Raw genomic sequence first — 23629 nt, forward strand, 5'->3', positions numbered from 1 at the left:
TTTTTCGGTCTAATGCGGCGATGGATCGCCTCAAGGCCATGCAGACTTTCGTGCAGATTGCCGACCAGGGCAGCCTGACCGGCGCGGCGCGCGTGCTCGACAGCTCGCTGCCGGCGGTGGTGCGCTCCCTGGCCGCGCTGGAGGCGCACCTGGGCGTGCGCCTGTTCCACCGCACCACGCGTCGCAACGCGTTGACCGAGGAAGGCCGCAACTACCTGCAGAGCGCACGCGAGGTGCTGGCCGCCGCCGATGCGGCCGACCAGGCACTCAAGCGCGAGGCGCGCGAACCCGCTGGCCAGCTCACCATCACCGCGCCGGTGCTGTTCGGCCACATGTACGTGTCGCCGGCCGTCACGCGTTTCCTGCAGCGCCATCCCCAGATGCGATGCAGCGTGCTGCTGCACGACCGCAAGGTCGACCTGCTGGAGGAAGGCATCGACGTGGGCATTCGCATCAGCCCGCTGGAGGATTCGTCGCTGGTGGCGCAGACGCTCGGCACGATCCGCACGATGGTGGTCGCGAGCCCGGCCTGGCTCAGGCAGCAGGGCGTGCCAGCGCATCCGCGGGACTTGCAGGGCGCCGAGTGCGTGCGCATCCACCAGAGCATGGTCGGCGACTGGACCTTTCGCGAGCCTGGGAGCGGCAAGCCGATCCGCGTGCAGACGGACGGCCGGCTCTCGTTCAACCACATCGCGCCGGCCGTCGAGGCCTGTGCGGCGGGCATGGGCTTCGGCATGTTCCTGTCGTACCAGGTGATGCCGCAGGTCGCGCAGGGCCGGCTTCAGATCGTGCTGCAGGACTTCGAGGCGCCGCCGCGGCCGGTCAGCGTGATCTACCCGCATGCGCGGCTGATGCCCGCGCGCACGCGGGCCTTCGTCGACTGGATGAAGCAGGAGTTCAGCGGGTTCGCGCTGTGACGTCAGGCGGCGGACTCGCTCACAATGCGCCGGTGACCTCCCCCGCCCTCTTCCATGTGTCGCAGCTCAGCAAGCGCTACGGCGACACCACCGTGGTCAGCGACCTGTCCTTCGACATCGCGCCGGGCGAATGCCTGGGCGTGATCGGGCCGAACGGCGCCGGCAAGACGACGACGATCCGCATGTGCCTCGGCCTGACGGTGCCGGACACCGGCGACATCACCTACCGCAACGGCGGTACCGCGCCCCTGCAGATGCCGCGCGATGCGCTGGCCATCAAGTCGCAGATCGGCGTGGTCACGCAGTTCGACACGCTCGACCCGGACTTCAGCTGCGCCGAGAACCTGGTCGTCTACGGCCGCTACTTCGGCTTCTCGAAGGCGCAGATCCTGCCGCGCATTCCGAAGTTGCTGGAGTTCGCGGCCCTGTCGCACAAGGCCGATGCCAAGCCGGGCGAGTTGTCCGGCGGCATGCGGCGCCGGCTGTCGCTGGCCCGTGCGCTGGTGAACGACCCCAAGCTCCTGCTGCTCGACGAACCCACCACCGGCCTGGATCCGCAGGCGCGGCATTTGATGTGGGAGCGGCTGCAGGTGTTGCTGCAACAGGGCAAGTCGATCCTGTTGACCACCCACTTCATGGACGAGGCTGAGCGCCTGTGCTCGCGCCTGATCGTGCTGGACCATGGCCGCAAGATCGCCGAGGGCAGGCCACGCGACCTGATCGCCGAGCACCTGGAGCCGGACGTCATCGAGGTCTATGGCAACGGCGCGCTCTCGCTGGCCGAGCGGCCGGAACTGAAGGCGCTGGCGGCGCGCGTCGAGGTCAGCGGCGAGACGGTGTTCTTCTACACGCAGGATGCGCGCGGCCTGCTGCAGGCGCTGGCGTCGCACCACGGCCTGCGCACCTTCCACCGGCCTGCGAATCTCGAGGACCTGTTCCTCAAGATGACCGGGAGGCAGATCCGTGAAGACGGCTGAACTTGTTGCACGAAAGGAAGCCACATGCCCGCTTCTGCATCACTGAGCGAACCTGAGTCGGTCTGGCGGGCCCCCACCCTGTCGATGCGCTGGTGGCCCGTGTTCCTGCGCAACCTGCTGGTGTGGCGCAAGCTCGCGGTGCCGAGCCTCATCGGCAACATCGCCGAGCCGCTGATCTGGCTGGTGGCCTTCGGCTACGGCATGGGCATGCTGGTGGGCGAGGTGGATGTCGGCGGCACCAGGGTGCCCTACATCCTGTTCCTGGCCAGCGGCTCGATCTGCATGAGCGCGATGAACGCGGCCTCCTTCGAGGCGCTCTATTCCGCCTTCTCGCGCATGCATGTGCAAAAGACTTGGGACGGCATCATGAACGCGCCGGTCGGGCTGGACGACATCGTGATGGCCGAGATGCTCTGGGCCGCCTTCAAGTCGATCTTTACCGTGACCGCGATCCTGTTCGTGATGCTGGGCCTGGGCATCAGCCACAGCCCGAAGCTGCTGGTTGCCTGGGTGGTACTCGTGGGCTCGGGCATCACCTTTTCGTCGATCGCGCTGATCTTCAATGCGCTGGCCAAGGGCTACGACTTCTTCACCTACTACTTCACGCTGTTCCTCACGCCGATGATGTTCCTGAGCGGCGTGTTCTTTCCGCTGGAGCAGTTGCCCGGCGTGGTGCGCGCGGTGGCGGCCTGGCTGCCGCTGACCAATGCGGTACTGCTGGTGCGGCCGCTGTTCATGGACCAGTGGCCGGCCGACTGGGTGCGGCATGTGCTGGTGCTGGTCGTGTACACCGTGATCGCCTTCTGGGCCGCCTTGGCCCTCACGCGCAAGCGCTTCAGTGCCTGAGGGCGCGCAGAATCCCGACATGCGAATGCTCCGATACGTCCTGATGAGTTTGCTGATGGCGCTGCTTTGCGCGCAGGCCATTGCGCGGCAAAGCGTGGTCGACATCCCCACGCGCCCCGGCGTCACCGAACGCGCGCTCTGTGTCGAGCCCGACGTGGGCGCCCCGCGCGCCGCCGCCGTCTTGCTGCCGGGCGGACACGGCTCGCTCAAGCTCTATCCGAACGGCAGCATCGGCTGGGGCGACCTGGGCTTCCTGGTCCGCACGCGCGAGCAGTTCGCCGCGCAGGGCATCGCGGTGCTCGTGCTCGATGCGCCTTCGGACAAGCGCTCCGGTCTCGGCGGCTTTCGCGACACGGCGGAGCACGCGACAGACATCGGCGCGGCCATCGCCTGGCTGCGCGAGCACGCGGGCGTGCCGGTCTGGCTGGTCGGCCACAGCCGCGGCACCGAATCGGCTGCGTCGGCCACCTTGCGGCTCGGCGCACCACCGGCCGGACCGGATGGCCTGGTGCTGGCCTCCAGCATCCTGGCCGACAGCAGTTTGGTCTCCGGCAAAGCCGTGACCCACTACGCCATCGAGCAGGTGAAAGTGCCGGTGCTGGTGCTGCACCATGAAGCGGACCCTTGCAGCGTCACGCCGCCGGGCGAGTTGCCCTCGCTGGCCGACAAGCTGCCCAAGGATGCGCGCACGAAGGTGGTCCGCCTGTCGGGCGGGCGGCAGGTCGGCGATGCCTGCGGTCATGACGGCCTGCACGGCTTCGGCGGGCTCGATGCCCTTGCCGTGAAGACCATCGCCGACTTCATGCTGGAGGCCCCGTGACGTCAGCCACTCCCTTGCACATCGGCATCGTCGGCTGCTCGGCCGAAGGCGCCGCGCTTTGCTACAAGACCATCTGCGTCGAGGGCGCCTTGCTGCTCGGCCCGCATGCGCATCCGGAGGTGTCGATGCACACGGCCTCGCTGGCCGACTACGTGCGCTGCCTGGAGCGCAATGACATGCAGGGCATCGCCGGGCTGATGCTGGCTTCGGCCCACAGGCTCGCGCGGGCCGGCGCGGACTTCCTGGTCTGCCCCGACAACACCATCCACCAGGCGCTGCCGCTGGTCGCGCCGGCCTCGCCGCTGCCGTGGCTGCACATCGCCGAGGTGGTGGCGGCGGAGGCGCAGCGGCGCGGCTTCCGGCGCCTGGGCCTGCTCGGCACGCGCTGGCTGGTCGACAGCAACGTCTATCCGGAGAAGCTGACCTCGCGTGGCCTGCAGTACGTGCGCCCGACCGCCGCGGAGCGCGACGACAGCAACCACATCATCATGGACGAACTGGTGCGCGGCATCTTCAAGCCGGGTTCGGTGGCGCGCTACCAGCGTGTGATCCAGCGCCTCAAGGAAGACGACGGCTGCGATGCGGTGGTGCTGGGCTGCACCGAGATTCCGCTGATCGTCGACGACAGCAACTCGATGCTGCCCACGCTGGATTCGACGCGCCTGCTGGCGCGCGCGGCGTTGCGCAGGGCTGTCGGAACGCCCTGAATCTCGTCACGGTTGCAGGTTGGCTGCCGGCTTCTGCCGGCGGAGATCGCGTAGAGCAGAGTTCATCAATGCTTTACATCGCGAGTCAGAATCACTAAAATGTTCAACGATGTTAAACACAAGGAGGTGACGCAATGGAAGTGGTTCTGAGGAAATATGGCAACAGCACGGTGGCGGTCATGCCTCCCGCCGTGCTGCGCGATCTGGGACTCAAGTCAGGCCAGACGATGAGCCTGGAGACCACGGCCGAGGGCAGCATTGTGTTGTCACCAAAGCGCCGCTTCACGCTCGCCGAGTTGCTGAGTCAATGCGACACGAAGGCTGAGCCGCCGGCGGACATGGCGCTTTGGGACACATCCAGGCCGGTCGGTAACGAAGTATGGTGAGAGCGGCCAGCTTTGATCGAGGCGACGTCGTAAGCGTGAGTCTGGACCCCATCGTCGGACATGAAACCCGTGGGCAGCGCTTCGCCTTGGTCTTGACGACGAAGGAATTCAACCGCTTCGGAGACGTGCTGGTGGCGCCGATCACGCAAGGCGGCGATTATTCGCGCTATGCCGGCTTTGCAGCGTCCCTCATGGGCACTGGATGCAAGACGCAAGGCGTCGCGCTGATGAACAAGATTCGGATGCTCGACCTTGCAGCCCGTGGCGCGCGCAAGGTAGAGCGCGTTCCGCAGGAAGTCATTGATGACGCGTTGGGACGGCTCATGGCGCTCTTTGAGTAGTCGAGGAACCGGCGGCTGCCGATCGACCCGACCTACGAAAACTAGAGCCGCCTTCCCCGCGGCACCACGCTCAACTGCATCGTCGCCGTCGCAGGCGCCGCAGTCAGCGTGGCCTGTTGCGGCGCGATGTCGATGAGCTGGTCCGCATGCCAGACCTTGATGATCGCCGCGCCTTCGGGCACGTTGAGCGTGGCCACGCCCTCGGCGTTGGTCAGCGATGCCCAGGGCGAATCGCTCACGTAGACATAGCCGCGCATCGAGTTGTGCAGGTGGCAGCCGAGCAGCACCGCGCCGGGCTTGTCGAAGGTGGCGTCGGCCGACTTGGCCGCCTTGCCTTCCGCCTTGCCGTCGATGCGCAGCTCGAAGCCGCCCGCGGCATCGTCGTTGAACTGCGCGATGCCGGCGGCCGAGGCGCGCACGTGGTGCTCCCACGGGTCGTTGTTGACGAAGTGCGCCTTCGCGCCCACCGCCACGACGCTGACCGCCGGCACGAAGCGCATGTTCTGCTGGCTGATGACCACGTCCTTCGGCAGCCCGGCCGGCGTGGTGGAGCGGCCCGCGCTGACCACCACCACGACCGCGTTGGTGACGGGCTTGCCTTCCTTGTCGAGCACGCTGACCTGCAGCGAGGTGTTGGCCGCCGCGAAACCGGCGAGTGCGAGCAATGCCGCGGCGACGAGGCCGCGTGTCCTGGTCTTCATGGGACGCCTTCCTGGAGCTTGTGGCGGATCAGGACGGGATGATGTGCCAGACCTTCAGGTAGTTGTCGCCGTACTTGTCGCCCGGCTCCTGGTCTTCCGGCCAGGTGTAGAGCGGCTTGCCGCGGAAGGCCCACTGCTTCTTGCCGTCGTCGCGGGTGATGATGGTGTAGTCACCGCCCGCCTTGGCGCCGTCGGCGGCAATGACCGGCGGCCACTTGACCGCGCAATCGCCGTTGCAGACCGACTTGCCCGAGTTCGCCACGTCCTTGTCGAAGGTGTAGAGCGTCAGGCCCTTGGCATTGACGAGCATCCCGCCCGCGGCCTTGACCGGCAGGTTGGTCGGCGCCGTCGCGCAACCGGCGAGAACGGCAAGACTCAGGGCAATGCAGACAACCAGTTTCATGAACTTCCTCGACGTGGCGTGTGAATGATGGGCGCGAGATTACACATTTGGATACATTTGTGCGAGAGGGTGGACCCGGAAAATTTTCACGCTCAGCGGCAAATGCGCGCCGCGGACAGAATCGGCGCATGACCGATCTATCCCAATTCCCCATCACAGCCAAGTGGCCCGCCACGCACCCCGACCGGCTCCAGCTCTATTCGCTGCCCACGCCCAACGGCGTGAAGGTGTCGATCATGCTGGAGGAGACCGGCCTGCCTTACGAGGTGCACCTGGTCGACTTCGGCAAGCACGACCAGATGACGCCGGAGTTCCTGTCGCTGAGCCCCAACAACAAGATCCCGGCGATCCTCGACCCCAACGGCCCGGGCGGCAAGCCGCTGGGGCTGTTCGAATCGGGCGCCATCCTGGTGTACCTGGCAGGCAAGACCGGCCAATTGATGCCCAAGGACGATGCCGGCCGTTACGAGACCCTGCAGTGGCTGATGTTCCAGATGGGCGGCATCGGGCCGATGTTCGGCCAGGTCGGCTTCTTCCACAAGTTCGCCGGCAAGGACTATGAAGACAAGCGCCCGCGCGACCGCTACGTGGCAGAGGCCCGGCGCCTGCTCGCCGTGCTGGACAAGCACCTCGAAGGCCGACAGTGGATCATGGGTGACGAATACACCATCGCCGACATCGCGAGCTTCCCGTGGATACGCAACCTGAACGGCTTCTACGACGCGGGCGAGCTGGTGGGCTTCAATGACTTTGCCAATGTGGCACGCGTGCTGGCGGCGTTCGTCGCGCGGCCGGCGGTGGCCAAAGGGCTGACGATTCCTGCGCGGCCTGCGTGATGACTCAGTGGTAGTCGTCCTCGCGCTGGTGGCGGATCGCGGCGATCGTGACGATGTCGCCGGGCTCGATCTCGAACAGCGCAACGTAGCCAGTGCGACCGAACGGAATCACGAGTTCGCGCACATAGGAGCTGGCGCCGGCCTTGCGGCACGTGAACGGCGTGAAGCGCAGCGTCGCAATGCCCTGCCTGATCGCATCGTCGGCGCGCTCTGCCAGGTCCAAGTCACCGCCGACGGCCAATTGTCTTTCGAGGATGAAGTTGAAGAGGCGCCGCAGATCATCACGCGCTTCCGGCGTGAATCGAACCCGGTAAGTCACCGCGCGGCTTGCGCAAGTCGCGATCTCGCCTCAGCAAGCTGGGCCGCAAGGCCTTCGAGGACCTCGTCCGCCTCGATGTACTGGCCCGACTTCCTTGCCTTGGCAAGCGAACGCATGCCGCGTGCTACGAAATCCGCTTGCTCCATGCGCTGACGAACCGTATTCCGAACCGCGGTTTCCACGAAGCTGGAAAGCGATTCGTCCTCGCCCAGTACTTGCTCGATTTGCGCACGGAGTTCCGTCGCGACGCGGACAGATGGAATGGTTGCGGATTTCATGCGGCAAATGTAGCGCATTTGCGAGACAAATGCCCCTCGTCGTCACCGCTCCGCCCTCGCGCCCCGCACCCGCTCCTCGATCCACCGCGCGAACCCGCGCTCCGCCTGCAACCTGAATTCATTGCGCGCCTGGTTGCAGGCCGCATGCGCGAGCCGGCGATGCTGCTGCTTGCGCACGCTCCCCAGCGTTGCGTCGTTCAGGTGCTCGATGGTGGCGGACTCCGGCCTGCCGTGCGGCTCGTCGAAATCCATGGGCAGCTTGCACCAATGGCAGTTGGGGCCGAAGGTGGATCGGAGGGCTTGGACGCTCATGGGCTTGGACTGTACCGGCGCCGCTGGCGCTGACGACGCTTGTGCGTGACGTACTCAGGGGGCTGCCGTCGATACAAGGGTTAACCCTTGGTTTTTGTTAAAGTCCGCTTCCGCCATCAGGTAGCCGACAGCGATCCAGGCGCATCATCCAGCCCCCACAAACCCGACGGCGGCGCACCGCAGACGGAGACACCCATGTTCGGAATGAGCAAAGACATCTTCCTGATGGTCGACGCCTTGGTCGCCATCGTCCTCCTGATCCTGCTGATCACGCGCTGGCGCTTTCATCCATTCATCGCGCTGACGCTGGCGGCCGGCTTCCTCGGCCTGACCTCCGGCATGCCGATCAGCCTCTTGATGAAGTCCTTCCAGGACGGCTTCGGCGGCGTGCTCGGATTTGTCGGCATCGTGCTGGGCCTGGGCACCATGCTCGGCAAGATGATGGCTGCGTCCGGGGGCGCGGACCGCATCGCGCGCACGCTGGTCGACGCCTTCGGCAAGGAGCGCGTGCATTGGGCCATGATGCTCGCCGCCTTCATCGTGGGTATCCCGCTGTTCTTCGAGATCGGCTTCGTGCTGCTGATCCCGCTGGTGTTCATCGTGGCGCGGCGCACGGGCGTGTCGATCATCAAGGTCGGCATTCCGCTCTTGGCGGGGCTGTCGGTGGTGCACGGCCTCGTGCCGCCGCATCCGGGGCCGATGATCGCCATCGGCATCTTCGGCGCCGACATCGGCAAGACCATCTTCTACGGCCTGCTGATCGGGCTGCCGACCGCGATCATCGCGGGCCCGATCTTCGGCAGCTTCATCGCCAGGTACGTGCCCGGCCACCCGTCGGAAAAACTGATGGCGCAACTGGGCGAGGAACCCGAGGCGCGCGACCTGCCGGGCTTCGGCATCACGCTGCTCACCGTGCTGCTGCCGGTCGGGCTGATGATGCTCAAGGCGCTGTCGGACATCGCGCTGGACGAGAAGAACCTCATGCGCCAGTGGCTGGACTTCATCGGCAACCCGATCACGGCGCTGCTGGCGGCGCTGCTGCTGTCGATCTACACCTTCGGTTTCCGGCGCGGGTTCGACAGCAAGCAGATCCTCAAGCTGGTCGACGAGAGCCTGGCGCCGACGGCGGCGATCATCCTCATCATCGGTGCGGGGGGCGGCTTCAAGCAGATGCTGATCGCCAGCGGCGTGGGCGATGCGATCGGCAAGATGGCGTTGCAGGCGCACCTCTCGCCGATCCTGCTGGCCTGGCTGGTTGCCGGCGTGATCCGCGTGGCGACGGGCTCGGCCACGGTCGCGACCATCACCGGCGCGGGCATCGTGGCGCCGCTGGCGACGATGGTGCCGGGCGTGAACCGCGAGTTGCTGGTGCTGGCGACCGGGGCCGGCTCGGTGATCCTGTCGCACGTCAACGATGCGGGCTTCTGGCTGGTCAAGGAGTACTTCAACATGAGCGTGCCGGAGACCTTCAAGACCTGGACGGTGATGGAGACGCTGGTGTCGATCGTCGCGCTGGTGTTCATCCTGTTGCTCGGAATGGTGGTTTGAGAACGCGTGGATGCGGATAGAGTGACGACCGCCGCGCCGTGCGGCACAACGACTGTGAGACCCGCATGACCACCCGCATCGCCATCGGCGTCGACATCGGCACCACCAGCACCAAGGCCGTCGCCTTCAGCGTCGAGGGCAAGGTGCTGTCCCATCACGCGGTCGACTATCCGCTGCTGCGGCCCGAACCGGCCGCGGCGGAGCAGGATCCGGAGCAGATCTTCCAGGCGGTGCTCGCGGTGATCGCGTCCTGCGTCGCGCAATGCGAGGCGGCGCCGGAGGACGTGGTCTGCGTGTCCTTCAGCGCGGCGATGCACAGCCTGATCCTGGTGGACGCCGAGGGCACGCCGCTGACCCACAGCATCACCTGGGCCGACAACCGCGCCGTGTCGTGGGCCGAGCGCATCAAGACCGAATGGAACGGCGACGCGATCTACCGGCGCACCGGCACGCCCATCCATCCGATGTCGCCGCTGGCCAAGCTGGTGTGGCTGCGGCACGACCGGGCCGAGTTGTTCGGCAAGGCAGACCGCTTCGTCGGCATCAAGGAGTACGTGTTCTTCCGGCTGTTCGGGCGCTGGCTGGTGGATCATTCGATTGCCTCGGCCACCGGGCTGTTCAACCTCTCGACGCTGGATTGGGATGCCGAGGCCTTGCAACTGGCCGGTGTGAAGCCCGGGCAGTTGCCGCAGCCCGTGCCGACGACGGAGCATGTCGCGGGGCTGGCACCCGCGGTTGCCAAGCGATTGGGCCTGGCGGTGGACACGCCTTTCGTGCTCGGCGCCAACGACGGCGTGCTGTCCAACCTGGGCGTGAACGCGATCTCGCCCGGCGAGGTGGCCGTCACCATCGGCACCAGCGGCGCGATGCGCACCGTGGTCGACAAGCCGCAGACCGATCCGTCCGGCCGCACCTTCTGCTACGCGCTGACGCAGCGGCACTGGGTGGTCGGGGGGCCGGTGAACAACGGCGGCATCATCCTGCGCTGGGTGCGCGACGAGTTCGCGGCGGCCGAGGCGGAGACGGCCAAGCGCCTTGGCATCGACACCTACGAAGTGCTCACGCGCATTGCCGAGCGCGTGCCGGCCGGCGCCGAGGGGCTGCTGTTCCACCCGTTCCTCGCGGGCGAACGTGCGCCGTACTGGAATGCCAACCTGCGCGGCTCCTTCTTCGGCCTGGGCATGCACCATCGCAAGGAGCACATGATCCGCGCGGCGCTGGAGGGCGTGATCTTCAACCTGCACAGCATCCTGCCGGCGGTGGAATCGATCATCGGGCCGAGCACCACGATCAAGGCGACCGGCGGCTTCGCGCGCTCGGGCCTGTGGCGCCAGATGATGGCGGACGTGTTCGACCGCACGGTGGTGGTGCCGGAAAGCTTCGAAAGCTCATGCCTGGGTGCGGCGGTGCTGGGACTGTATGCGCTGGGGCATGTGGATTCCATCGAGGTCGTGGCCGGCATGGTCGGCGCGACGCATCGGCACACGCCGAATCCGCGCAACGTCGCCCTCTACAAACGGCTGCTGCCGATCTACTCGGCCTTGCCGGAGAAGCTGGCGGCGGAATACCGGGCGATTGCGGCGTTTCAGCAGGGGGAGTGATCTTGTTTCGCTGCGGAGGACACCCGATGCCCTCGGCCCGTGGAACGGTCCGTGGCGCTTTCAGTCGCCCTTGCGCCAGAACCGTTTCGCCTTGGCGAGTTGGCGCAGCGCCTTGCGACAGCCGCGCGCCGCGGCGGGTTGTTGCGCCGTCAGCCAACCCACGGCGAACCAGGCGTGCGGGTCGGTCGCGGTGGCTTCGCGGTACGTTGCAAGCGCAACCGTCTCGTCGTTGAACTCGCCCAGCGCATCCTGCGCCGGCACCAGGCTCGCGACGTAGCGCTTGACCTCGGCCTTGTCGAACAGCGGAGCCACGAACTCGGCCAGGTAGCGCAGCCGCTTGAGGCGCTTGCGGGTGCGGTGCTGCGCTTCGGCAGGGAGCGACTCGAAGCGCTTGCCGTCGCGCACGACCTGCTTGTGAAGCTTGCCCAGCCGCGCCTGCAGGATCTGGCGCACGGCGGCCGCATCGACCTGCGCCGTCGTTGCGTCGTCAGCCGGCGATGCGGTGAAACCAATCAGCGACACCAGCGCGGCCTGGAACGCCGGCGCACGCACCACCTCACCGGCAGACGGGGCCGGCTGCGCATCGTCGGATGACTTCATGGCGATGGCCGGCGCCCCAGCGGCGTCGAATCGGGGCTGCATGACCGACAGCAGGAGTTCCCGATCGCGCTGTGCACCGAGCGCGCGGAACACCTCGACCAGCGGCGCTTCCCATGCCGCATCGAAGCGCCCCGGCGCGAGCCCTTCCAGTTCCCGCAGCGCAGTGCGCGTCCGCCGGATGCCGATGCGCAACTGATGAATCACCTCGGCGTCCTCGCTGCCCGCGGCAATGGCGCTGGCGTTGGGGAGGATCTGGGCCAGGCAGGCGGCCAGCACCGCGCGTTGCACGACGTCGCCCGTGATCGCGTTCGAGCCATACACCGGCGGCGACGCCTTGACCGGACGCTCGCCCTCCTCCGCAGCCATCAACCGCTGCCCGCGCTCCGCCTTCGTGACCGTGCTGAACCACAGCCCATGCCGCTGCGACCAGCGCAGCGCAAGCGCGACCAGATCCTCGACGCGGCCATCGACCAGTTCGAGTTCCAGTTCGCAGACCTGCGACGCGCGCCCCTCGCGGCCGTCCGCTGGCGGCGTCATGACCTTGCCGGTGTCCAGTGCCAACTCGACAGTCGTGTCGCCTTCGCGCTCGTTGCGTGCCAGGCGCCAGATGTCGGTGCCGAAGGTCTCGACCAGCGGGATCGCGCCGTGGTCCAGCAGTTTGTCGAGCAGGTCGCCGACCGGCGTGCCGGCATGGCGCTGCGGATCATGCGCCGGCGCTGCGGCGCCGCCGCCCAGGTCGACGTTGTGTTCCAAGCGGTGCAGCGGCCCGTCGCCGAGCGCCTTGGCGGTCTGCACCCAGCGCCGCCCTTCCTTGCGCAGCCGCAAGGCCACGCCGCGCGCGGCGAGCAAGCCGTCTGGCGTGTCGAAGTAGTGCGCCTGCATGTGCTGGCGGACGGCCTTGGCGGCGCGGATGTCCTGCTCGACCGCCTTGAGATGGCGCGCGGGCACCTGGAACTTGAATTCGATTTCCATGAAGGCCTTCGGGTGGGATGCGGCAGATGTTGGCATGTCGTGCAACGCTTGCACATCGGGCGCACACGGATAGCCGGCACGGCCACGCTAATATGCCGGTGCGTCCAGGCTCCAGACAAAAAACGAACATGCAGCGACCTGAGGGAGAGGCGAGAGAGGCATTCCCCACGGCATTCCAGGCCGTGCTGCTGTATGTCGCGCTGCTGCTTTGCGAGCTGTTGGTCGGCGCGGCCTTGCGCGACATGCGCGGCCTCACAGAGTTGGCCTCCGACCAGACCAGCGCGCTCACCCTGGTGCTCGCCCACGGCTGCGTGTTCGTGGTGGTGATGCATTTCCAGAACATCACCTACCGGAGCCTGTTTCATCATTCACCGGCCTCCCGCCGGGCCACGCTGCTGCTCGTGGTGCCGCCGGTCCTGCTGCTGGTGCCGGCGCTGATGCTGACGATCTCGGCCGTGCTGGAGGTGCTGGTGCGCCTCGCGCCCATGTCGACCGGGCAGGAGCTGATGTTCCAGCGCATGAGCGACAACGGCATCGCCTCGCTGATGGCCACCTGCCTCCTGGCGCCGGTGCTGGAGGAGATGCTGTTCCGCGGCATCGTGCTGCGCGGCTTCCTGCGGCAGTATTCGCGCGGGCACGCGATCCTGGGGTCGGCCATCCTGTTCGGCGCGGCCCACATGAACCTCTACCAGTTCGTGGTGGGCCTCGCGATGGGCCTGGTGCTCGGCTGGCTCTACGAACGTACGCGCTCGCTCATCCCCTGCATTGCGCTGCATCTGGCCTACAACAGCGGGCTGGTCGGGATGGGTCGGCTGCTGGACAGCCAGTCGGGCAACTTCTCGCTGGCCAGCGTTGCCACGGTCTGGCTGGTGTCGCTGGCCGCGGCCGCCTGCGGCACGCTGGCGCTGCGGCGCATGCTGTCGCACCGGCCACGCTGACGGCATCCCGCGCTGCCGGCCGCCCCAGCTAGTTTCCGCAAGCCCCGGCGCGCCCATGCGCCTAGAGTGGGCGCCACCATGCAGTACACACACGAACATCTCGAGATCCAGAAGACGATGCGCCGTTTCATCGACGAGGAGATCAATCCGCACGTCGACGAATGGGAAGAGGCCGAGGCCTTTCCCGCGCACCAGGTCTTCAAGCGCATGGGCGACCTGGGCCTGCTCGGCCTGAACAAGCCGGAGGCCTTCGGTGGCGGCGGGCTCGACTATTCATACGCCATGGCGCTGGCCGAGGCGCTGGGCCACATCAGTTGCGGCGCGGTGCCGATGGCCATCGGCGTGCAGACCGACATGTGCACGCCGGCGCTGGCGCGCTTCGGCAGCGACGAGCTGCGCCGCGAGTTCCTCGCACCCGCGATTGCCGGCGACATGGTCGGCTGCATCGGCGTGAGCGAGCCCGGCGCCGGCAGCGACGTGGCCGGCCTCAAGAGCGTGGCCCGCAAGGACGGCGACGACTACCTCATCACCGGCCAGAAGATGTGGATCACCAACAGCTTCCAGGCCGACTGGATGTGCATGCTTGTCAACACCAGCGAGGGCTCCGCGCACCGCAACAAGTCGCTGGTGATGGTGCCGATGAACCTGCCGGGCATCGAGAAGGCCAGGAAGATCCGCAAGATCGGCATGCATTCGAGCGACACCGGCCTGATCTACTTCGACGACGTGCGCGTGCCGCAGCGCTATCGCATCGGCGAGGAAGGCCAGGGCTTCGTCTACCAGATGCAGCAGTTCCAGGAGGAGCGGCTGTGGGCGGCGGCGAGTTCGCTGGAGCCGATGGAAGACTGCATCCGCGACACCATCGAATGGGCGCAGCAGCGGAAGCTCTTCGGCGGCACGCTGGCCGACCAGCAATGGGTGCAGTTCAAGTTGGCCGAACTCAAGACCGAGGTGGAGGCCCTGCGCGCCCTCACCTACCGCGCCTGCGACCTGCATGTGGCGGGCGAGGACGTGACCGAGCTGGCATCGATGGCCAAGCTCAAGTGCGGGCGCCTCACGCGCCAGGTGGCCGACACCTGCCTGCAGTTCTGGGGCGGGATGGGCTTCACCTGGGAGAACCGGGTGTCGCGGCTTTATCGGGATGGGCGGCTGGGGTCGATCGGCGGCGGGGCTGACGAGGTGATGCTGGGCATCCTGGCGAAGACGATGGGGATTGCGAAGCGGCCTCCGCGGTAGGACGACCCGTGCACGTGTCGCGGCCGCTTGCGCGAACGGCCGCACGCTGTGCCTGCGGCGCCCGGAATTGCGTTTTCCCTGCCTGCCGTCCCAGAATCGCGAACACTCCGGGAGACCAGCATGGCCAGCATCAGCGGTATCGCCCACATCCAGCTTTCCGTCTCCGACATGGCACGCTCGGTGCCCTTCTACGAGAAGCTGCTGCATGCCATGGAAATGGTCACGCTGGTCAACACGCCGCAGTTCTTCTATTGCATCGGCGGCAAGACCGGCGTTGCCATTTCTCCCATAGAGCCAGAGTTCCGGGACCAGCCTTTCAACCAGCGTCGCGCGGGCCTGCATCACCTGTGCTTTCGCGCCAGGACGCGGGCCGACGTGGATGCGCTTTTCGAGGTGGCGACGGATCTCGATGCGAAGATCGTTCGCCGGCCCACCGAGACGGACTGGGCGCCGGGCTAATACTCCGTTCTCTTCGAGGATCCGGACGGCATCCGCATCGAAGTCAACTTCGTTCCAGGCAAGGGACACCTGAACTGATACAGCCCCGCCGCCTGCCGGGCACCCACCTTGCGCGACGCAAGGCGGGCAGGCTCGCAATTACTTCCGCACCTTCCCCACTTCCGCCATCAGCTCCTTCACCGTCGCCTCGCCCACGGTCGCGGTGTACTTGTCGATCACCGGCTTGACCTTCTCGCGGAGCTTTGCCACTTCCGCCGGCGGCAGTTCGCTGACGGTCATGCCGGCGGTCTTCAGCGCGGCCAGGGCGCTGTCGGCCGCGCCGCGCGACACGCCGCGCTGGAAGGCCGTGGCCTCGGCGGCGGCGTCGGAGATGATCTTCTTCTCCTCGTCACTCATCGAGTCCCAGGTCTTCTTGCTGATGATCAGCGCCTGCGGGTTGTAGATGTGGCGGGTCTGCGTGATGTACTTCTGCACCTCCGCGAACTTCGACGACAGGATCACCGTGTTCGGGTTCTCCTGGCCGTCCACCGCCTTCTGGTCCAGCGCCGGGTACAGCTCGGGGAAAGGCAGCGGCGTGGCGTTGGCGCCCAGCGTGTTGAACAGGTCGACGTAGATCGGCGACTGGATCACGCGGATCTTCAGGCCGGCGATGTCGTCGGCCTTGGTGATCGGACGCTTGCTGTTGGTGAGGTTGCGAAAGCCCAGGTCCCAGTAGCCCAGGCCTTTCAGGCCCTTCTCGTCCAGCTTGGCGAACAGCTTCTGGCCGAAGGGGCCGTCGGTCACGGCATCGGCTTCCTGTCCGTTGTTGAACAGGAAGGGGAAGTCGTAGACCGCGAACTCCTTGACCTGCGCGCTGAGGATGCCGGCGTTCAGCACCGTGATCTCGATGGTGCCGCCCTGCAGCGCCGACACCGTCTGCAGGTCGCCGCCGAGCGTGCCGCCCGCGAACAGCTTGACGCTGATCTTGTTGCCCGACTTGGCGGCCACGATGTCGGCGAACTTCTGCGCGCCCTGCGCCTGCGGATGGCCGGTCTGGTTCTGGAACGCGAACTTGAGGGTGCGTTCCTTCACCTGCGCGCCGGCGCTGGCCATGGCGAGCACGGCGGCAGTGGCGATGAGTGTCTTCCAGAGCTTCATGAGCATGTCTCCTGTCTTCCTATTGAATCGAAAAGCGATGAATCGGTATCAGTTTTTCATCACGCTATCGCGTGACCCCGACGTATGCAACCTGAGCGTGCCTTGCCTGTTCGCGGGCACCCGCGGAACCGGCTTTGCCGGGCCGCTGGGTGCGCCCCCTTGAGGGGGAGGCGCCGTAGGCGCTTCGGGGGTGGGCCTTCATCTCAGCCACTGAAGAACTTCGCCGGCCAGATCACCAGTTGTGGGAACAGCACCATCAGGAACATCACCGCGAACTCCGCGATCATGAATGGCACCACGCCCTTGGTGACATCGTCCATCGATATCTTCCCGACCCCGGCCACCACGTTGAGCACCGTGCCCACCGGCGGCGTGACCAGCCCGATCGAGTTGTTGATGATGAACAGCACGCCGAAGTAGACCGGGTCGATGCCCGCGGCCTTGACGATCGGCATCAGCACCGGCGTGAGGATCAGGATGGTCGGCGTCATGTCCATCGCGGTGCCGACGATCATCACCAGCACCATGATCGCGAGCATCAGCAGGATCTTGTTGCCCATGAAGGGCTGCAGCAGGCCGACCACCTTCGACGGCAGGTCCGCCACGGTGATGAGCCAGGCGCTGACCATCGCTGCGGCAATGAGGAACATCACGATCGCGCTGGTCTTGGCCGCGCCGACGAAGATGCCGTAGAGGTCCTTCCACGTGATCTCGCGGTAGACCACCATCGACACGAACAGCGCATACACCGCAGCGACCACGGCCGCCTCGGTCGGCGTGAACACGCCCATGCGCAGGCCGACCAGGATGATGATCGGCAGGAACAGCGCCCACAGCGCATCGCGGAAGGCGCGCAGGATGTCGGCGCCCGACTTGCGCGGTGGCGGGATGATCTTCTCGCGCCGCACAAGCCAGGCCCATGTCAGCCACAGCGCGCCGCCGATCATGAGACCCGGTGCGATGGCCGCGAGGAACAGCTTCGAGATCGACACGTTGGCCGCGACGCCGAAGATCACCAGCCCGATGCTCGGCGGGATCACCGGACCGATCACGCCGGTGGCGGCGATCAGGCCGGCCGAGCGTGCCTTGTCATGTCCCGCGCTCACCATCATCGGCAGCAGCAGCGCGGTCAGCGCCGCGGCATCGGCAACGGCCGAGCCCGACAAGGCGGACAGCAGGCATCCAGCCAGGATGGTCACGTAGCCAAGCCCGCCCTTCACGTGCCCCACCAGCGCCATCGCGAAGTTCACGATGCGACGGGACAACCCGCCGACGTTCATGATCTCGCCGGCCAGCATGAAGAAGGGCACCGCCAGCAGCGGGAAGCTGTCGGCGCCGCCAATGACGTTCTGCGCAAGGATCTGCGCGTCGAACAGGTCGAGGTGCCACATCAGCGCCACGCCGCTGGCCAGCAGCGAGAACGCGATCGGGATGCCCATGGCCATGGCCAGCAGCAGCGAGCCGACGAATACGAGGATGGTCATGGCTTGCGGCCTCCGTGCGAGGCGTCCGCGCCGTGGGGTCCGAGAATCTGCTGCAACTGCACCGACTCCTCCGACTCCTGGATCATCACCAGGTCTTCATCCGAGATCTGCCCGGTGAGGATGCGCACCAGGTCGAGCAGCAGGATGCCGCCGGCCAGCACCGCGAACACGATGCCCACGCTGTAGACGATGGCCATCGAGGCGCCGGTGACCGGGGCGGTCACGTCCCAGTTGATGCGCGTCTGCGCCAGGCTGCCCTGGAACAGCAGCCAGGTGATGTAGATCATGATGAGGTGGCCGGCCACGGCGCAGAACTTCTTGCCGATGGGCGGCAGCTTCTGCACCACCATGTCCATGCCGAGGTGGCCATGCTCCTTCAGTGCCACGATGGCACCGAGGAAGGTGACCCAGATGAAGAGCCAGCGCGAGACTTCCTCGGACACCGTGATGCCCGAGTTGAACCCGTAGCGCAGCACCACGTTGCCGAACACCAGCACCACCATCACCGCGAGGAAGAACGCGATGACGGCCTCGACGGCCTTGCAGGCGCGGTCGATCCAGCGGTTCATGCCGCAGCTTCGCTTTCGCGCAAGGTCTCGACCAGCGCACGCAGGGCCGCCAAGTACGAGATCGGACCGAGGCCCTGGATCGTTGCCTTGACAGCCGGCGAGATGATCGAGTGCGCGCGCCATGCCTCGCGTGCGGCGATGTTGGACATGTGGACCTCCAGCGTAGGGAACGGCATGGCCTTGATGGCGTCATGCAGCGGGACGCCATGTTGCGTCAGGCCGGCCGGATTGACCAGCGCGCCCTGCGCCACGTCGATGTTCTCGTGCAAGAAGTCGATCAGAGCGCCTTCATGGTTCGACTGCAGGATGTCCAGCGTCACGCCGAGTTCGGCGGCCAGCTTCTGCAAGCGTTCGTTGATCTGGGCCAGCGTGGTGTGGCCGTAGATGTGCGGCTCGCGCCGACCGAAGAGGTTGAGGTTGGGTCCATGCAGGACAAGGATCTTCATGGTGCTCACTTGCGGATGCGCGCGAGTTCGTCGTTGTAGAGCTTGACCATGACCGGGTCGTAGCTGGCGGCGAACTTGTCGGTGACCGGCTTGGCGATCTGGCGCATGCGGGCCTGCTCGGCGGGGCTCACCTCGTTGTATTGCATGCCCTTGGCCTGCAGTTCACCCACCGACTTCTGTGCCGCGGCACGGCTCACCTGGCGCTGGTAGCCGCGTGCCTCGTTGGCGGCCTCGTTCATCCACTTCTGTTCGCTGGGCGAGAGGCCGTCCCAGAACTTCTTGCTCACCAGCACGATGTTGGCCGCATAGACGTGGTTGGTCGCGCTCAGGTACTTCTGCACCTCGAACATCTTGTTCGACAGGATCACCGAATACGGGTTCTCCTGCCCGTCCACCGCCTTGGCCTCCAGCGCGCCGTACAGCTCGGCAAAGGGCATCGGCACCGGGTTGGCCTTGAAGGACTTGAAGGTCTCGAGGAACACCGGGTTGGGGATCACGCGGATCTTCAGGCCGTCGAGGTCTTCCGCCTTGGTGATGGGGCGCTTGCTGTTGGTGACGTTGCGGAAGCCCAGGTCCCAGTAGCCCAGCGCGACCAGGCCCTTCTCCGGCAGCTTGGCGATCAGCGCCTGGCCCAGCGGGCCGTCCAGCAGCGCATCGGCTTGCGCGAAGTTGCTCACCGAGAACGGGAAGTCGACCAGGCCGAACTCCTTCACGATGCCCGCGAGCGAGGTGGTGGCCGGCGCCGACATCTGCTGCACGCCGCCTTGCAGCGCGGACTGTTGCTGCAACTCGTTGCCCAGTTGCGAGGCCGGGAACTCCTGCACCTTCATCTTGCCGCCGCTCTTGGCGGCGAGCAGTTCGGCGAAGCGCTTGACGCCGAAGCTCACCGGATGGTCTGCATTGTTCAGGTGGCCGAAGCGGATCACGCGCTCCTGCGCCTCCTGCGCGACGGCGGAGGCGACCATGGCCAGGGACAGGCCGGCGGCGGCCAGCGAACGAAGAAGAAGGGTTCTCAAGACGGACTCCAGGCAAGAAGGATCGGGCGGGCCGCGGACGTGTTTCGACACGACTGTGGCCGGATGCGGCGCGATGTTAGATTTTGTGGAAAACTTTTCCACTAGGGAAAACGCTTGCGCGTTTCTGGGATTACAGTGACGATTCCGCACCACGAGACGAGGCCGATTCCACAGGCCGCGGGCACAACGACATGAGCGCAATCATCGAACGCAGCTTCAAACTGATGGAGCACCTGGCAGCGCATCCGGAAGGCCGGCCGCTTTCTTCGCTGGCCGCCGACCTCGGCATGCCGCTGAGTGCCACGCACCGCCTGCTGGTGGAACTGGTGCGTTGCGGCTATGTGCGACAGGACCAGAGCCATGGCGACTACACATTGACCATCAAGCTGGTGTCGCTGGGCCTGAGCTTTCTCAGCAACAGTGGCATCGTCGACGTGGCGCAACCATTGCTCGACAACCTGGCCAACGAAGCCGGCGAACTGGTGCGCCTGGCCGTGGTCGACGGCGACGACCTCACCTTCGTGGCCAAGGCCCAAGGCGCGCGGCGCGGGCTGCGCTACGACCCGGACATGGGCCTGTCGGTCAACCTTTCATGCAGTTCGGCGGGGCACGCATGGCTGTCGACGATGACGGACGAGGAAGCGCTGGAACTGGTGGCGCGCCAGGGCTTCGGCAAGCCGGGGGAGTTCGGCCCGAAGGCGCCGACCACCGTGAAAGCCGTGCTGGCCTACGTGCGCGCGGCGCGCAAGCGCGGCTTCAGCATGATCAACGAGGTGTTCGCGCCTGCGATGACGGCGATGGCGGCGCCGGTGCGCATCGGCAATGGCAGGACCATCGGTGTCATCACCATTGCGGGGCCGCTGGTACGTCTGACCGAGGATCGCATGCTCGAACTGGGCCCGGCATTGTTGGCGACCGCGGAAGACGTGGCGCATGCGAGCGGGGCCTCGGCGATGTTCAAGCGCAGGGCTTGACCTCCCGACTTGGCCCCGGTTAGATCCGCCTGGACTCCATCGGCGTCACGCTGAGATACAGCGGCTGCGTCCCGCGCAGGATTCGCAACACGCAGTGCTTTCCGATGCGCGATTCGTCGAGCAGGCGCTGAAGGTCGTCGACCGTGCGAACCGCCGCGCCGTCGATGCCAACGATCAGGTCATCGGCCAGCAGCCCGGCCAAGCCGGCGGGCGATCCCGGCTGCACCTGCGAGACGCGCACGCCACTGGCCTGTTCGACGCCGAGGAAGCGGGCCACGCGACGCGACATCGGCACGGTCGCGCCAGACAGTCCGATGAACGCCCGCCGCACGCGACCATGCGCGAACAGTTGCTGCACCACCCACTTGGCCGAGTTCACTGCCACCGCGAAGCAGATCGCCTGCGCGCCCGGGATGATGGCCGTGTTGACGCCGATCACGCGTGCCCGCGTGTCGAGCAGCGGCCCGCCCGAATTGCCGGGGTTGAGCGCGGCGTCGGTCTGGATCACGTTGTCGATCATCCGGCCCGTCTTCGACGGCAGCGAGCGGCCGAGCGCCGAGACAATGCCGCTCGTCACCGTATGGTTGAAGCCCAGTGGATTGCCGATGGCGATGGCCACCTGGCCCACGCGCAGCTTTGACGAGTCGCCCAGTTCGACGTGCGACAGCGCACGGCTCGCGCCAATGCGCAGCACCGCCAGGTCGGTCTCCGGGTCTTCGCCGACGAGTTGCGCGTCGCTGCGCGTACCGTCCGGCCGCAGCACCTCGAGCGAGGTGGCGCCGTGCACGACATGGCTGTTGGTCAGCAGGTAGCCGTCGGGTGTGAACAGAAAGCCGGAACCGGTGCCGCCCTGCCGGCCGCGGGGGCTGGTCTTGTGCGCCGCGATGGCGACCACCGCGTCCTGCACCTTCTCGACGGTCGAGGCGACGGTCTCGGAGTAGGCGTCGAGAAGCTCGTCGTCGCTTGTGAAGTCTGGTCGTGCGCCCATGATTGGGCTCAGTTGGTGGTCGATTGCGCGAACACAAGACCGCGGCGTCGCGGCCCCTCGCATGCCGTCGATCAGGACTCAGCGGCCACGGCTTCGAACTGCCGGTACAGCTCCGGCTGGAACCACCGTTCGCGAGCGTTGTAGCGGCGCTCGCCCGAGATCACCGGCACGTCCTGATGCTCCGCGGCCGAGTGGAAGGTCAGCTCCAGCTGCACGCCGTTCGGGTCGAAGATGAACAGTTGCCAGAGCGGCGTGGCCGGCACCAGGTTCTCGCGGTACGGCAGGCCGTAGCGCTCGAAGCGCTCCTTGAAGGCGCCGTAGCCCTGGCATGTGACGGAGACGTGGTCGATGGCAGCCGTTCCCGTCTGCACCGTGCCATCGGCCTCCTTCGCGGCATCGCCCGCATAGAGATGGAAGATCGCCTCCGCGCCCGCCTGCGCTGGCTTGAGCCATGCGCCGGGAAAGCCGATGGGCGGACGATCGGCGACGACCATGCCGAGCACCTCGGTATAGAAGCGCACCGTCGCTTCGAGATGGGCCGTCTTGATGGCCGTGTGGAAGAGCTGGCCGAACAACATCGCGCATGCCTCCTGCCGCTGAAAAACGCGGAGGAGCAGGATACGGCAACGCCGGAAAAATCGCTTGCGCGTCAATGCGCGTGGGCCCGCGTTGACTTCGCATTTTCCGGAACGCATCATCCCTGCGGCCCGATGCCGGCACACCGCGCGTTGCAGCCATCCACACGGAGAAAACACCACATGAAGACCATCAAGGGGCCAGCGATTTTCCTGGCCCAGTTCGCCGGTGACACGGCGCCCTTCAACTCGCTCGACAACATCGCCGCATGGGCCGCGGGCCTCGGCTACAAGGGCGTGCAGATCCCGAGCTGGGACGGCCGGCTGTTCGACTTGAAGAAGGCCGCCGAGAGCAAGACCTATTGCGAGGAGGTGAAGGGCACGCTCGCTTCGCACGGGCTGGAGATCACCGAGCTCTCCACGCACTTGCAGGGCCAGCTCGTGGCGGTGCATCCCGCGTACGACGCCGGCTTCGATGGCTTCGCCGCGGCCGAAGTCCGCAACGATCCGGTCAAACGGCAGCAATGGGCGGTCGAACAACTGCACTTCGCGGCGAAGGCTTCGGCCAATCTGGGATTGACGTCGCATGCCACCTTCTCCGGCGCTCTGGCCTGGCCCTACTTGTACTCCTGGCCGCCGCGCCCGCCGGGCCTCATCGAGGAAGCCTTCGACGAACTGGCCCGGCGCTGGAAGCCGATCCTCGACGCCTTCGACAACGCGGGCGTCGACGTCTGCTACGAGATCCACCCCGGCGAGGACCTGCACGACGGCGTGACCTACGAGATGTTCCTGGAACGCGTCGGCGGCCACAAGCGCGCCTGCCTGCTCTACGACCCGAGCCACTTCGTGCTGCAGCAGCTCAACTACCTCGACTACATCGATAACTACCACGAGCGCATCAAGATCTTTCATGTGAAGGATGCGGAGTTCAACCCGACCGGCAAGCAGGGCGTGTACGGCGGCTTCCAGTCGTGGATCAACCGCGCGGGGCGCTTCCGCTCGCTGGGCGACGGGCAGGTGGACTTCGCGGCGATCTTCTCGAAGATGGCGCAGTACGACTTCCCGGGCTGGGCGGTGCTGGAGTGGGAGTGCTGCATCAAGCATCCGGAGGACGGCGCGCGCGAAGGTGCGACCTTCATCGCGGACCACATCATCCGTGTGGCCGACCGGGCCTTCGATGACTTCGCGGCAGGGGGCATCGACACAGCGGCCAACAAGCGGGTGCTCGGCATCGGCTGACACC

28 protein-coding genes are annotated in these 23629 nt (G+C 66.4%); 15 read left to right on the forward strand and 13 right to left on the reverse strand.

The genetic code is table 11. The annotated features are described in order from the left end of the window. Positions 1-20 precede the first annotated feature (20 nt). The 7 genes from WKW79_RS09485 (at position 21) to WKW79_RS09515 (ending at position 4994) form a co-directional block, all read left to right on the forward strand. Positions 21-917 carry a LysR family transcriptional regulator gene (locus WKW79_RS09485; RefSeq protein WP_340334889.1) on the forward strand — a complete coding sequence of 299 codons (897 nt, stop codon included), beginning with the start codon at positions 21-23 and terminating at the stop codon, positions 915-917. Between the two features lie 32 nt (positions 918-949). Continuing rightward, the gene (locus WKW79_RS09490; protein WP_340334890.1) at positions 950-1894 is read left to right on the forward strand and encodes an ATP-binding cassette domain-containing protein; all 945 of its coding nucleotides are present in this window, start codon (positions 950-952) and stop codon (positions 1892-1894) included. 24 nt (positions 1895-1918) lie between these two features. Continuing rightward, complete coding sequence (locus WKW79_RS09495; protein ID WP_340334891.1) at positions 1919-2740, forward strand: ABC transporter permease; 822 nt, start codon at positions 1919-1921, stop codon at positions 2738-2740. 19 nt (positions 2741-2759) lie between these two features. After that, positions 2760-3560: an alpha/beta hydrolase gene (locus tag WKW79_RS09500; RefSeq protein WP_340334892.1), complete on the forward strand. Its 801-nt coding sequence runs from the start codon at positions 2760-2762 to the stop codon at positions 3558-3560. Next, positions 3557-4267, forward strand: coding sequence for an aspartate/glutamate racemase family protein (locus WKW79_RS09505; protein ID WP_340334893.1), 711 nt, complete (start codon positions 3557-3559; stop codon positions 4265-4267). Before WKW79_RS09500 ends, WKW79_RS09505 begins: the two co-directional genes overlap by 4 nt. Before the next feature lie 134 nt (positions 4268-4401). Continuing rightward, positions 4402-4653, forward strand: a complete 252-nt coding sequence (locus WKW79_RS09510; RefSeq protein ID WP_340334894.1) for an AbrB/MazE/SpoVT family DNA-binding domain-containing protein — start codon at positions 4402-4404, stop codon at positions 4651-4653. Beyond that, positions 4647-4994, forward strand: coding sequence for a type II toxin-antitoxin system ChpB family toxin (locus WKW79_RS09515; protein WP_340334895.1), 348 nt, complete (start codon positions 4647-4649; stop codon positions 4992-4994). The genes WKW79_RS09510 and WKW79_RS09515 overlap by 7 nt, the downstream gene beginning before the upstream one ends. Positions 4995-5035: 41 nt before the next feature. On the opposite strand, the gene WKW79_RS09520 is transcribed toward WKW79_RS09515, so the two are convergent. Continuing rightward, complete coding sequence (locus WKW79_RS09520; RefSeq protein WP_340334896.1) at positions 5036-5695, reverse strand: cupredoxin domain-containing protein; 660 nt, start codon at positions 5693-5695, stop codon at positions 5036-5038. A gap of 28 nt (positions 5696-5723) precedes the next feature. Then, complete coding sequence (locus WKW79_RS09525; protein ID WP_340334897.1) at positions 5724-6098, reverse strand: COG4315 family predicted lipoprotein; 375 nt, start codon at positions 6096-6098, stop codon at positions 5724-5726. 128 nt (positions 6099-6226) lie between these two features. On the opposite strand from WKW79_RS09525, the gene WKW79_RS09530 reads away from it, so the two are divergent. Continuing rightward, positions 6227-6934 carry a glutathione S-transferase N-terminal domain-containing protein gene (locus WKW79_RS09530; RefSeq protein WP_340334898.1) on the forward strand — a complete coding sequence of 236 codons (708 nt, stop codon included), beginning with the start codon at positions 6227-6229 and terminating at the stop codon, positions 6932-6934. 4 nt (positions 6935-6938) lie between these two features. On the opposite strand, the gene WKW79_RS09535 is transcribed toward WKW79_RS09530, so the two are convergent. The 3 genes from WKW79_RS09535 to WKW79_RS09545 are packed head-to-tail and all read right to left on the reverse strand — an operon-like array spanning position 6939 to position 7783. Next, complete coding sequence (locus WKW79_RS09535; protein ID WP_340334899.1) at positions 6939-7253, reverse strand: type II toxin-antitoxin system RelE/ParE family toxin; 315 nt, start codon at positions 7251-7253, stop codon at positions 6939-6941. After that, positions 7250-7531, reverse strand: coding sequence for a YlcI/YnfO family protein (locus WKW79_RS09540; protein ID WP_340334900.1), 282 nt, complete (start codon positions 7529-7531; stop codon positions 7250-7252). The genes WKW79_RS09535 and WKW79_RS09540 overlap by 4 nt, the downstream gene beginning before the upstream one ends. Before the next feature lie 42 nt (positions 7532-7573). After that, a complete protein-coding gene (locus WKW79_RS09545) occupies positions 7574-7783 on the reverse strand; it encodes a hypothetical protein (RefSeq protein ID WP_340334901.1) in 210 nt (69 codons plus the stop codon). A gap of 255 nt (positions 7784-8038) precedes the next feature. On the opposite strand from WKW79_RS09545, the gene WKW79_RS09550 reads away from it, so the two are divergent. Further along, entirely contained in the window at positions 8039-9391 is a 1353-nt protein-coding gene (locus tag WKW79_RS09550; RefSeq protein WP_340334902.1) for a GntP family permease, read from the forward strand. A 65-nt stretch (positions 9392-9456) separates the two neighbouring features. After that, a complete protein-coding gene (gntK, locus tag WKW79_RS09555) occupies positions 9457-10992 on the forward strand; it encodes a gluconokinase (RefSeq protein ID WP_340334903.1) in 1536 nt (511 codons plus the stop codon). A gap of 60 nt (positions 10993-11052) precedes the next feature. On the opposite strand, the gene WKW79_RS09560 is transcribed toward gntK, so the two are convergent. Further along, complete coding sequence (locus WKW79_RS09560) at positions 11053-12564, reverse strand: CYTH and CHAD domain-containing protein (protein WP_340334904.1); 1512 nt, start codon at positions 12562-12564, stop codon at positions 11053-11055. 128 nt (positions 12565-12692) lie between these two features. Between WKW79_RS09560 and WKW79_RS09565 the strand changes: the two genes are divergently transcribed. From WKW79_RS09565 to WKW79_RS09575, 3 genes are all read left to right on the forward strand, one after another. Then, positions 12693-13502 (forward strand): CPBP family intramembrane glutamic endopeptidase, encoded by an 810-nt coding sequence (locus WKW79_RS09565; RefSeq protein WP_340334905.1) that lies wholly within the window; start codon positions 12693-12695, stop codon positions 13500-13502. 78 nt (positions 13503-13580) lie between these two features. Continuing rightward, positions 13581-14738, forward strand: a complete 1158-nt coding sequence (locus tag WKW79_RS09570) for an acyl-CoA dehydrogenase family protein (protein ID WP_340334906.1) — start codon at positions 13581-13583, stop codon at positions 14736-14738. A gap of 120 nt (positions 14739-14858) precedes the next feature. After that, positions 14859-15197 (forward strand): VOC family protein, encoded by a 339-nt coding sequence (locus WKW79_RS09575; protein ID WP_340334907.1) that lies wholly within the window; start codon positions 14859-14861, stop codon positions 15195-15197. Positions 15198-15335: 138 nt separating this feature from the next. Here the strand turns inward: WKW79_RS09575 and WKW79_RS09580 are convergent, their stop codons facing one another. The 5 genes from WKW79_RS09580 to WKW79_RS09600 all read right to left on the reverse strand — a co-directional run bounded on the left by WKW79_RS09580 (position 15336) and on the right by WKW79_RS09600 (position 19798). Beyond that, positions 15336-16334 carry a TRAP transporter substrate-binding protein gene (locus WKW79_RS09580; protein ID WP_340334908.1) on the reverse strand — a complete coding sequence of 333 codons (999 nt, stop codon included), beginning with the start codon at positions 16332-16334 and terminating at the stop codon, positions 15336-15338. A gap of 203 nt (positions 16335-16537) precedes the next feature. Continuing rightward, entirely contained in the window at positions 16538-17818 is a 1281-nt protein-coding gene (locus WKW79_RS09585; RefSeq protein WP_340334909.1) for a TRAP transporter large permease, read from the reverse strand. Next, positions 17815-18387 (reverse strand): TRAP transporter small permease, encoded by a 573-nt coding sequence (locus WKW79_RS09590; protein ID WP_340334910.1) that lies wholly within the window; start codon positions 18385-18387, stop codon positions 17815-17817. The genes WKW79_RS09585 and WKW79_RS09590 overlap by 4 nt, the downstream gene beginning before the upstream one ends. Further along, entirely contained in the window at positions 18384-18833 is a 450-nt protein-coding gene (locus WKW79_RS09595) for a type II 3-dehydroquinate dehydratase (protein WP_340334911.1), read from the reverse strand. The genes WKW79_RS09590 and WKW79_RS09595 overlap by 4 nt, the downstream gene beginning before the upstream one ends. Before the next feature lie 5 nt (positions 18834-18838). Beyond that, the gene (locus WKW79_RS09600) at positions 18839-19798 is read right to left on the reverse strand and encodes a TRAP transporter substrate-binding protein (protein WP_340335180.1); all 960 of its coding nucleotides are present in this window, start codon (positions 19796-19798) and stop codon (positions 18839-18841) included. A gap of 242 nt (positions 19799-20040) precedes the next feature. Between WKW79_RS09600 and WKW79_RS09605 the strand changes: the two genes are divergently transcribed. Then, a complete protein-coding gene (locus WKW79_RS09605; protein ID WP_340334912.1) occupies positions 20041-20823 on the forward strand; it encodes an IclR family transcriptional regulator in 783 nt (260 codons plus the stop codon). 19 nt (positions 20824-20842) lie between these two features. On the opposite strand, the gene WKW79_RS09610 is transcribed toward WKW79_RS09605, so the two are convergent. Both WKW79_RS09610 and WKW79_RS09615 read right to left on the reverse strand, forming a co-directional pair. Further along, positions 20843-21811, reverse strand: a complete 969-nt coding sequence (locus WKW79_RS09610) for a S1C family serine protease (protein ID WP_340334913.1) — start codon at positions 21809-21811, stop codon at positions 20843-20845. A 71-nt stretch (positions 21812-21882) separates the two neighbouring features. Beyond that, complete coding sequence (locus WKW79_RS09615; RefSeq protein WP_340334914.1) at positions 21883-22389, reverse strand: VOC family protein; 507 nt, start codon at positions 22387-22389, stop codon at positions 21883-21885. Positions 22390-22569: 180 nt separating this feature from the next. On the opposite strand from WKW79_RS09615, the gene WKW79_RS09620 reads away from it, so the two are divergent. Then, complete coding sequence (locus tag WKW79_RS09620) at positions 22570-23625, forward strand: sugar phosphate isomerase/epimerase family protein (protein ID WP_340334915.1); 1056 nt, start codon at positions 22570-22572, stop codon at positions 23623-23625. Positions 23626-23629: the final 4 nt, after the last annotated feature.

Origin of the sequence: Variovorax robiniae (assembly GCF_037889955.1) — a bacterium.
Classification (GTDB): Bacteria; Pseudomonadota; Gammaproteobacteria; order Burkholderiales; family Burkholderiaceae_C; genus Variovorax; species Variovorax robiniae.

What these genes read in the sequence shown, in the direction of transcription:
- WKW79_RS09485 (WP_340334889.1), top strand. Translation starts at nt 21, where the DNA reads ATGGATCGCCTCAAGGCCATGCAGACTTTCGTGCAGATTGCCGACCAG.
- WKW79_RS09495 (WP_340334891.1), top strand. Translation starts at nt 1,919, where the DNA reads ATGCCCGCTTCTGCATCACTGAGCGAACCTGAGTCGGTCTGGCGGGCC.
- WKW79_RS09500 (WP_340334892.1), top strand. Translation starts at nt 2,760, where the DNA reads ATGCGAATGCTCCGATACGTCCTGATGAGTTTGCTGATGGCGCTGCTT.
- WKW79_RS09510 (WP_340334894.1), top strand. Translation starts at nt 4,402, where the DNA reads ATGGAAGTGGTTCTGAGGAAATATGGCAACAGCACGGTGGCGGTCATG.
- WKW79_RS09515 (WP_340334895.1), top strand. Translation starts at nt 4,647, where the DNA reads ATGGTGAGAGCGGCCAGCTTTGATCGAGGCGACGTCGTAAGCGTGAGT.
- WKW79_RS09520 (WP_340334896.1), bottom strand. Translation starts at nt 5,695, where the DNA reads ATGAAGACCAGGACACGCGGCCTCGTCGCCGCGGCATTGCTCGCACTC.
- WKW79_RS09525 (WP_340334897.1), bottom strand. Translation starts at nt 6,098, where the DNA reads ATGAAACTGGTTGTCTGCATTGCCCTGAGTCTTGCCGTTCTCGCCGGT.
- WKW79_RS09530 (WP_340334898.1), top strand. Translation starts at nt 6,227, where the DNA reads ATGACCGATCTATCCCAATTCCCCATCACAGCCAAGTGGCCCGCCACG.
- WKW79_RS09540 (WP_340334900.1), bottom strand. Translation starts at nt 7,531, where the DNA reads ATGAAATCCGCAACCATTCCATCTGTCCGCGTCGCGACGGAACTCCGT.
- WKW79_RS09545 (WP_340334901.1), bottom strand. Translation starts at nt 7,783, where the DNA reads ATGGATTTCGACGAGCCGCACGGCAGGCCGGAGTCCGCCACCATCGAG.
- WKW79_RS09550 (WP_340334902.1), top strand. Translation starts at nt 8,039, where the DNA reads ATGTTCGGAATGAGCAAAGACATCTTCCTGATGGTCGACGCCTTGGTC.
- gntK (WP_340334903.1), top strand. Translation starts at nt 9,457, where the DNA reads ATGACCACCCGCATCGCCATCGGCGTCGACATCGGCACCACCAGCACC.
- WKW79_RS09560 (WP_340334904.1), bottom strand. Translation starts at nt 12,564, where the DNA reads ATGGAAATCGAATTCAAGTTCCAGGTGCCCGCGCGCCATCTCAAGGCG.
- WKW79_RS09565 (WP_340334905.1), top strand. Translation starts at nt 12,693, where the DNA reads ATGCAGCGACCTGAGGGAGAGGCGAGAGAGGCATTCCCCACGGCATTC.
- WKW79_RS09570 (WP_340334906.1), top strand. Translation starts at nt 13,581, where the DNA reads ATGCAGTACACACACGAACATCTCGAGATCCAGAAGACGATGCGCCGT.
- WKW79_RS09575 (WP_340334907.1), top strand. Translation starts at nt 14,859, where the DNA reads ATGGCCAGCATCAGCGGTATCGCCCACATCCAGCTTTCCGTCTCCGAC.
- WKW79_RS09580 (WP_340334908.1), bottom strand. Translation starts at nt 16,334, where the DNA reads ATGAAGCTCTGGAAGACACTCATCGCCACTGCCGCCGTGCTCGCCATG.
- WKW79_RS09585 (WP_340334909.1), bottom strand. Translation starts at nt 17,818, where the DNA reads ATGACCATCCTCGTATTCGTCGGCTCGCTGCTGCTGGCCATGGCCATG.
- WKW79_RS09590 (WP_340334910.1), bottom strand. Translation starts at nt 18,387, where the DNA reads ATGAACCGCTGGATCGACCGCGCCTGCAAGGCCGTCGAGGCCGTCATC.
- WKW79_RS09595 (WP_340334911.1), bottom strand. Translation starts at nt 18,833, where the DNA reads ATGAAGATCCTTGTCCTGCATGGACCCAACCTCAACCTCTTCGGTCGG.
- WKW79_RS09600 (WP_340335180.1), bottom strand. Translation starts at nt 19,798, where the DNA reads ATGGTCGCCTCCGCCGTCGCGCAGGAGGCGCAGGAGCGCGTGATCCGC.
- WKW79_RS09605 (WP_340334912.1), top strand. Translation starts at nt 20,041, where the DNA reads ATGAGCGCAATCATCGAACGCAGCTTCAAACTGATGGAGCACCTGGCA.
- WKW79_RS09610 (WP_340334913.1), bottom strand. Translation starts at nt 21,811, where the DNA reads ATGGGCGCACGACCAGACTTCACAAGCGACGACGAGCTTCTCGACGCC.
- WKW79_RS09615 (WP_340334914.1), bottom strand. Translation starts at nt 22,389, where the DNA reads ATGTTGTTCGGCCAGCTCTTCCACACGGCCATCAAGACGGCCCATCTC.
- WKW79_RS09620 (WP_340334915.1), top strand. Translation starts at nt 22,570, where the DNA reads ATGAAGACCATCAAGGGGCCAGCGATTTTCCTGGCCCAGTTCGCCGGT.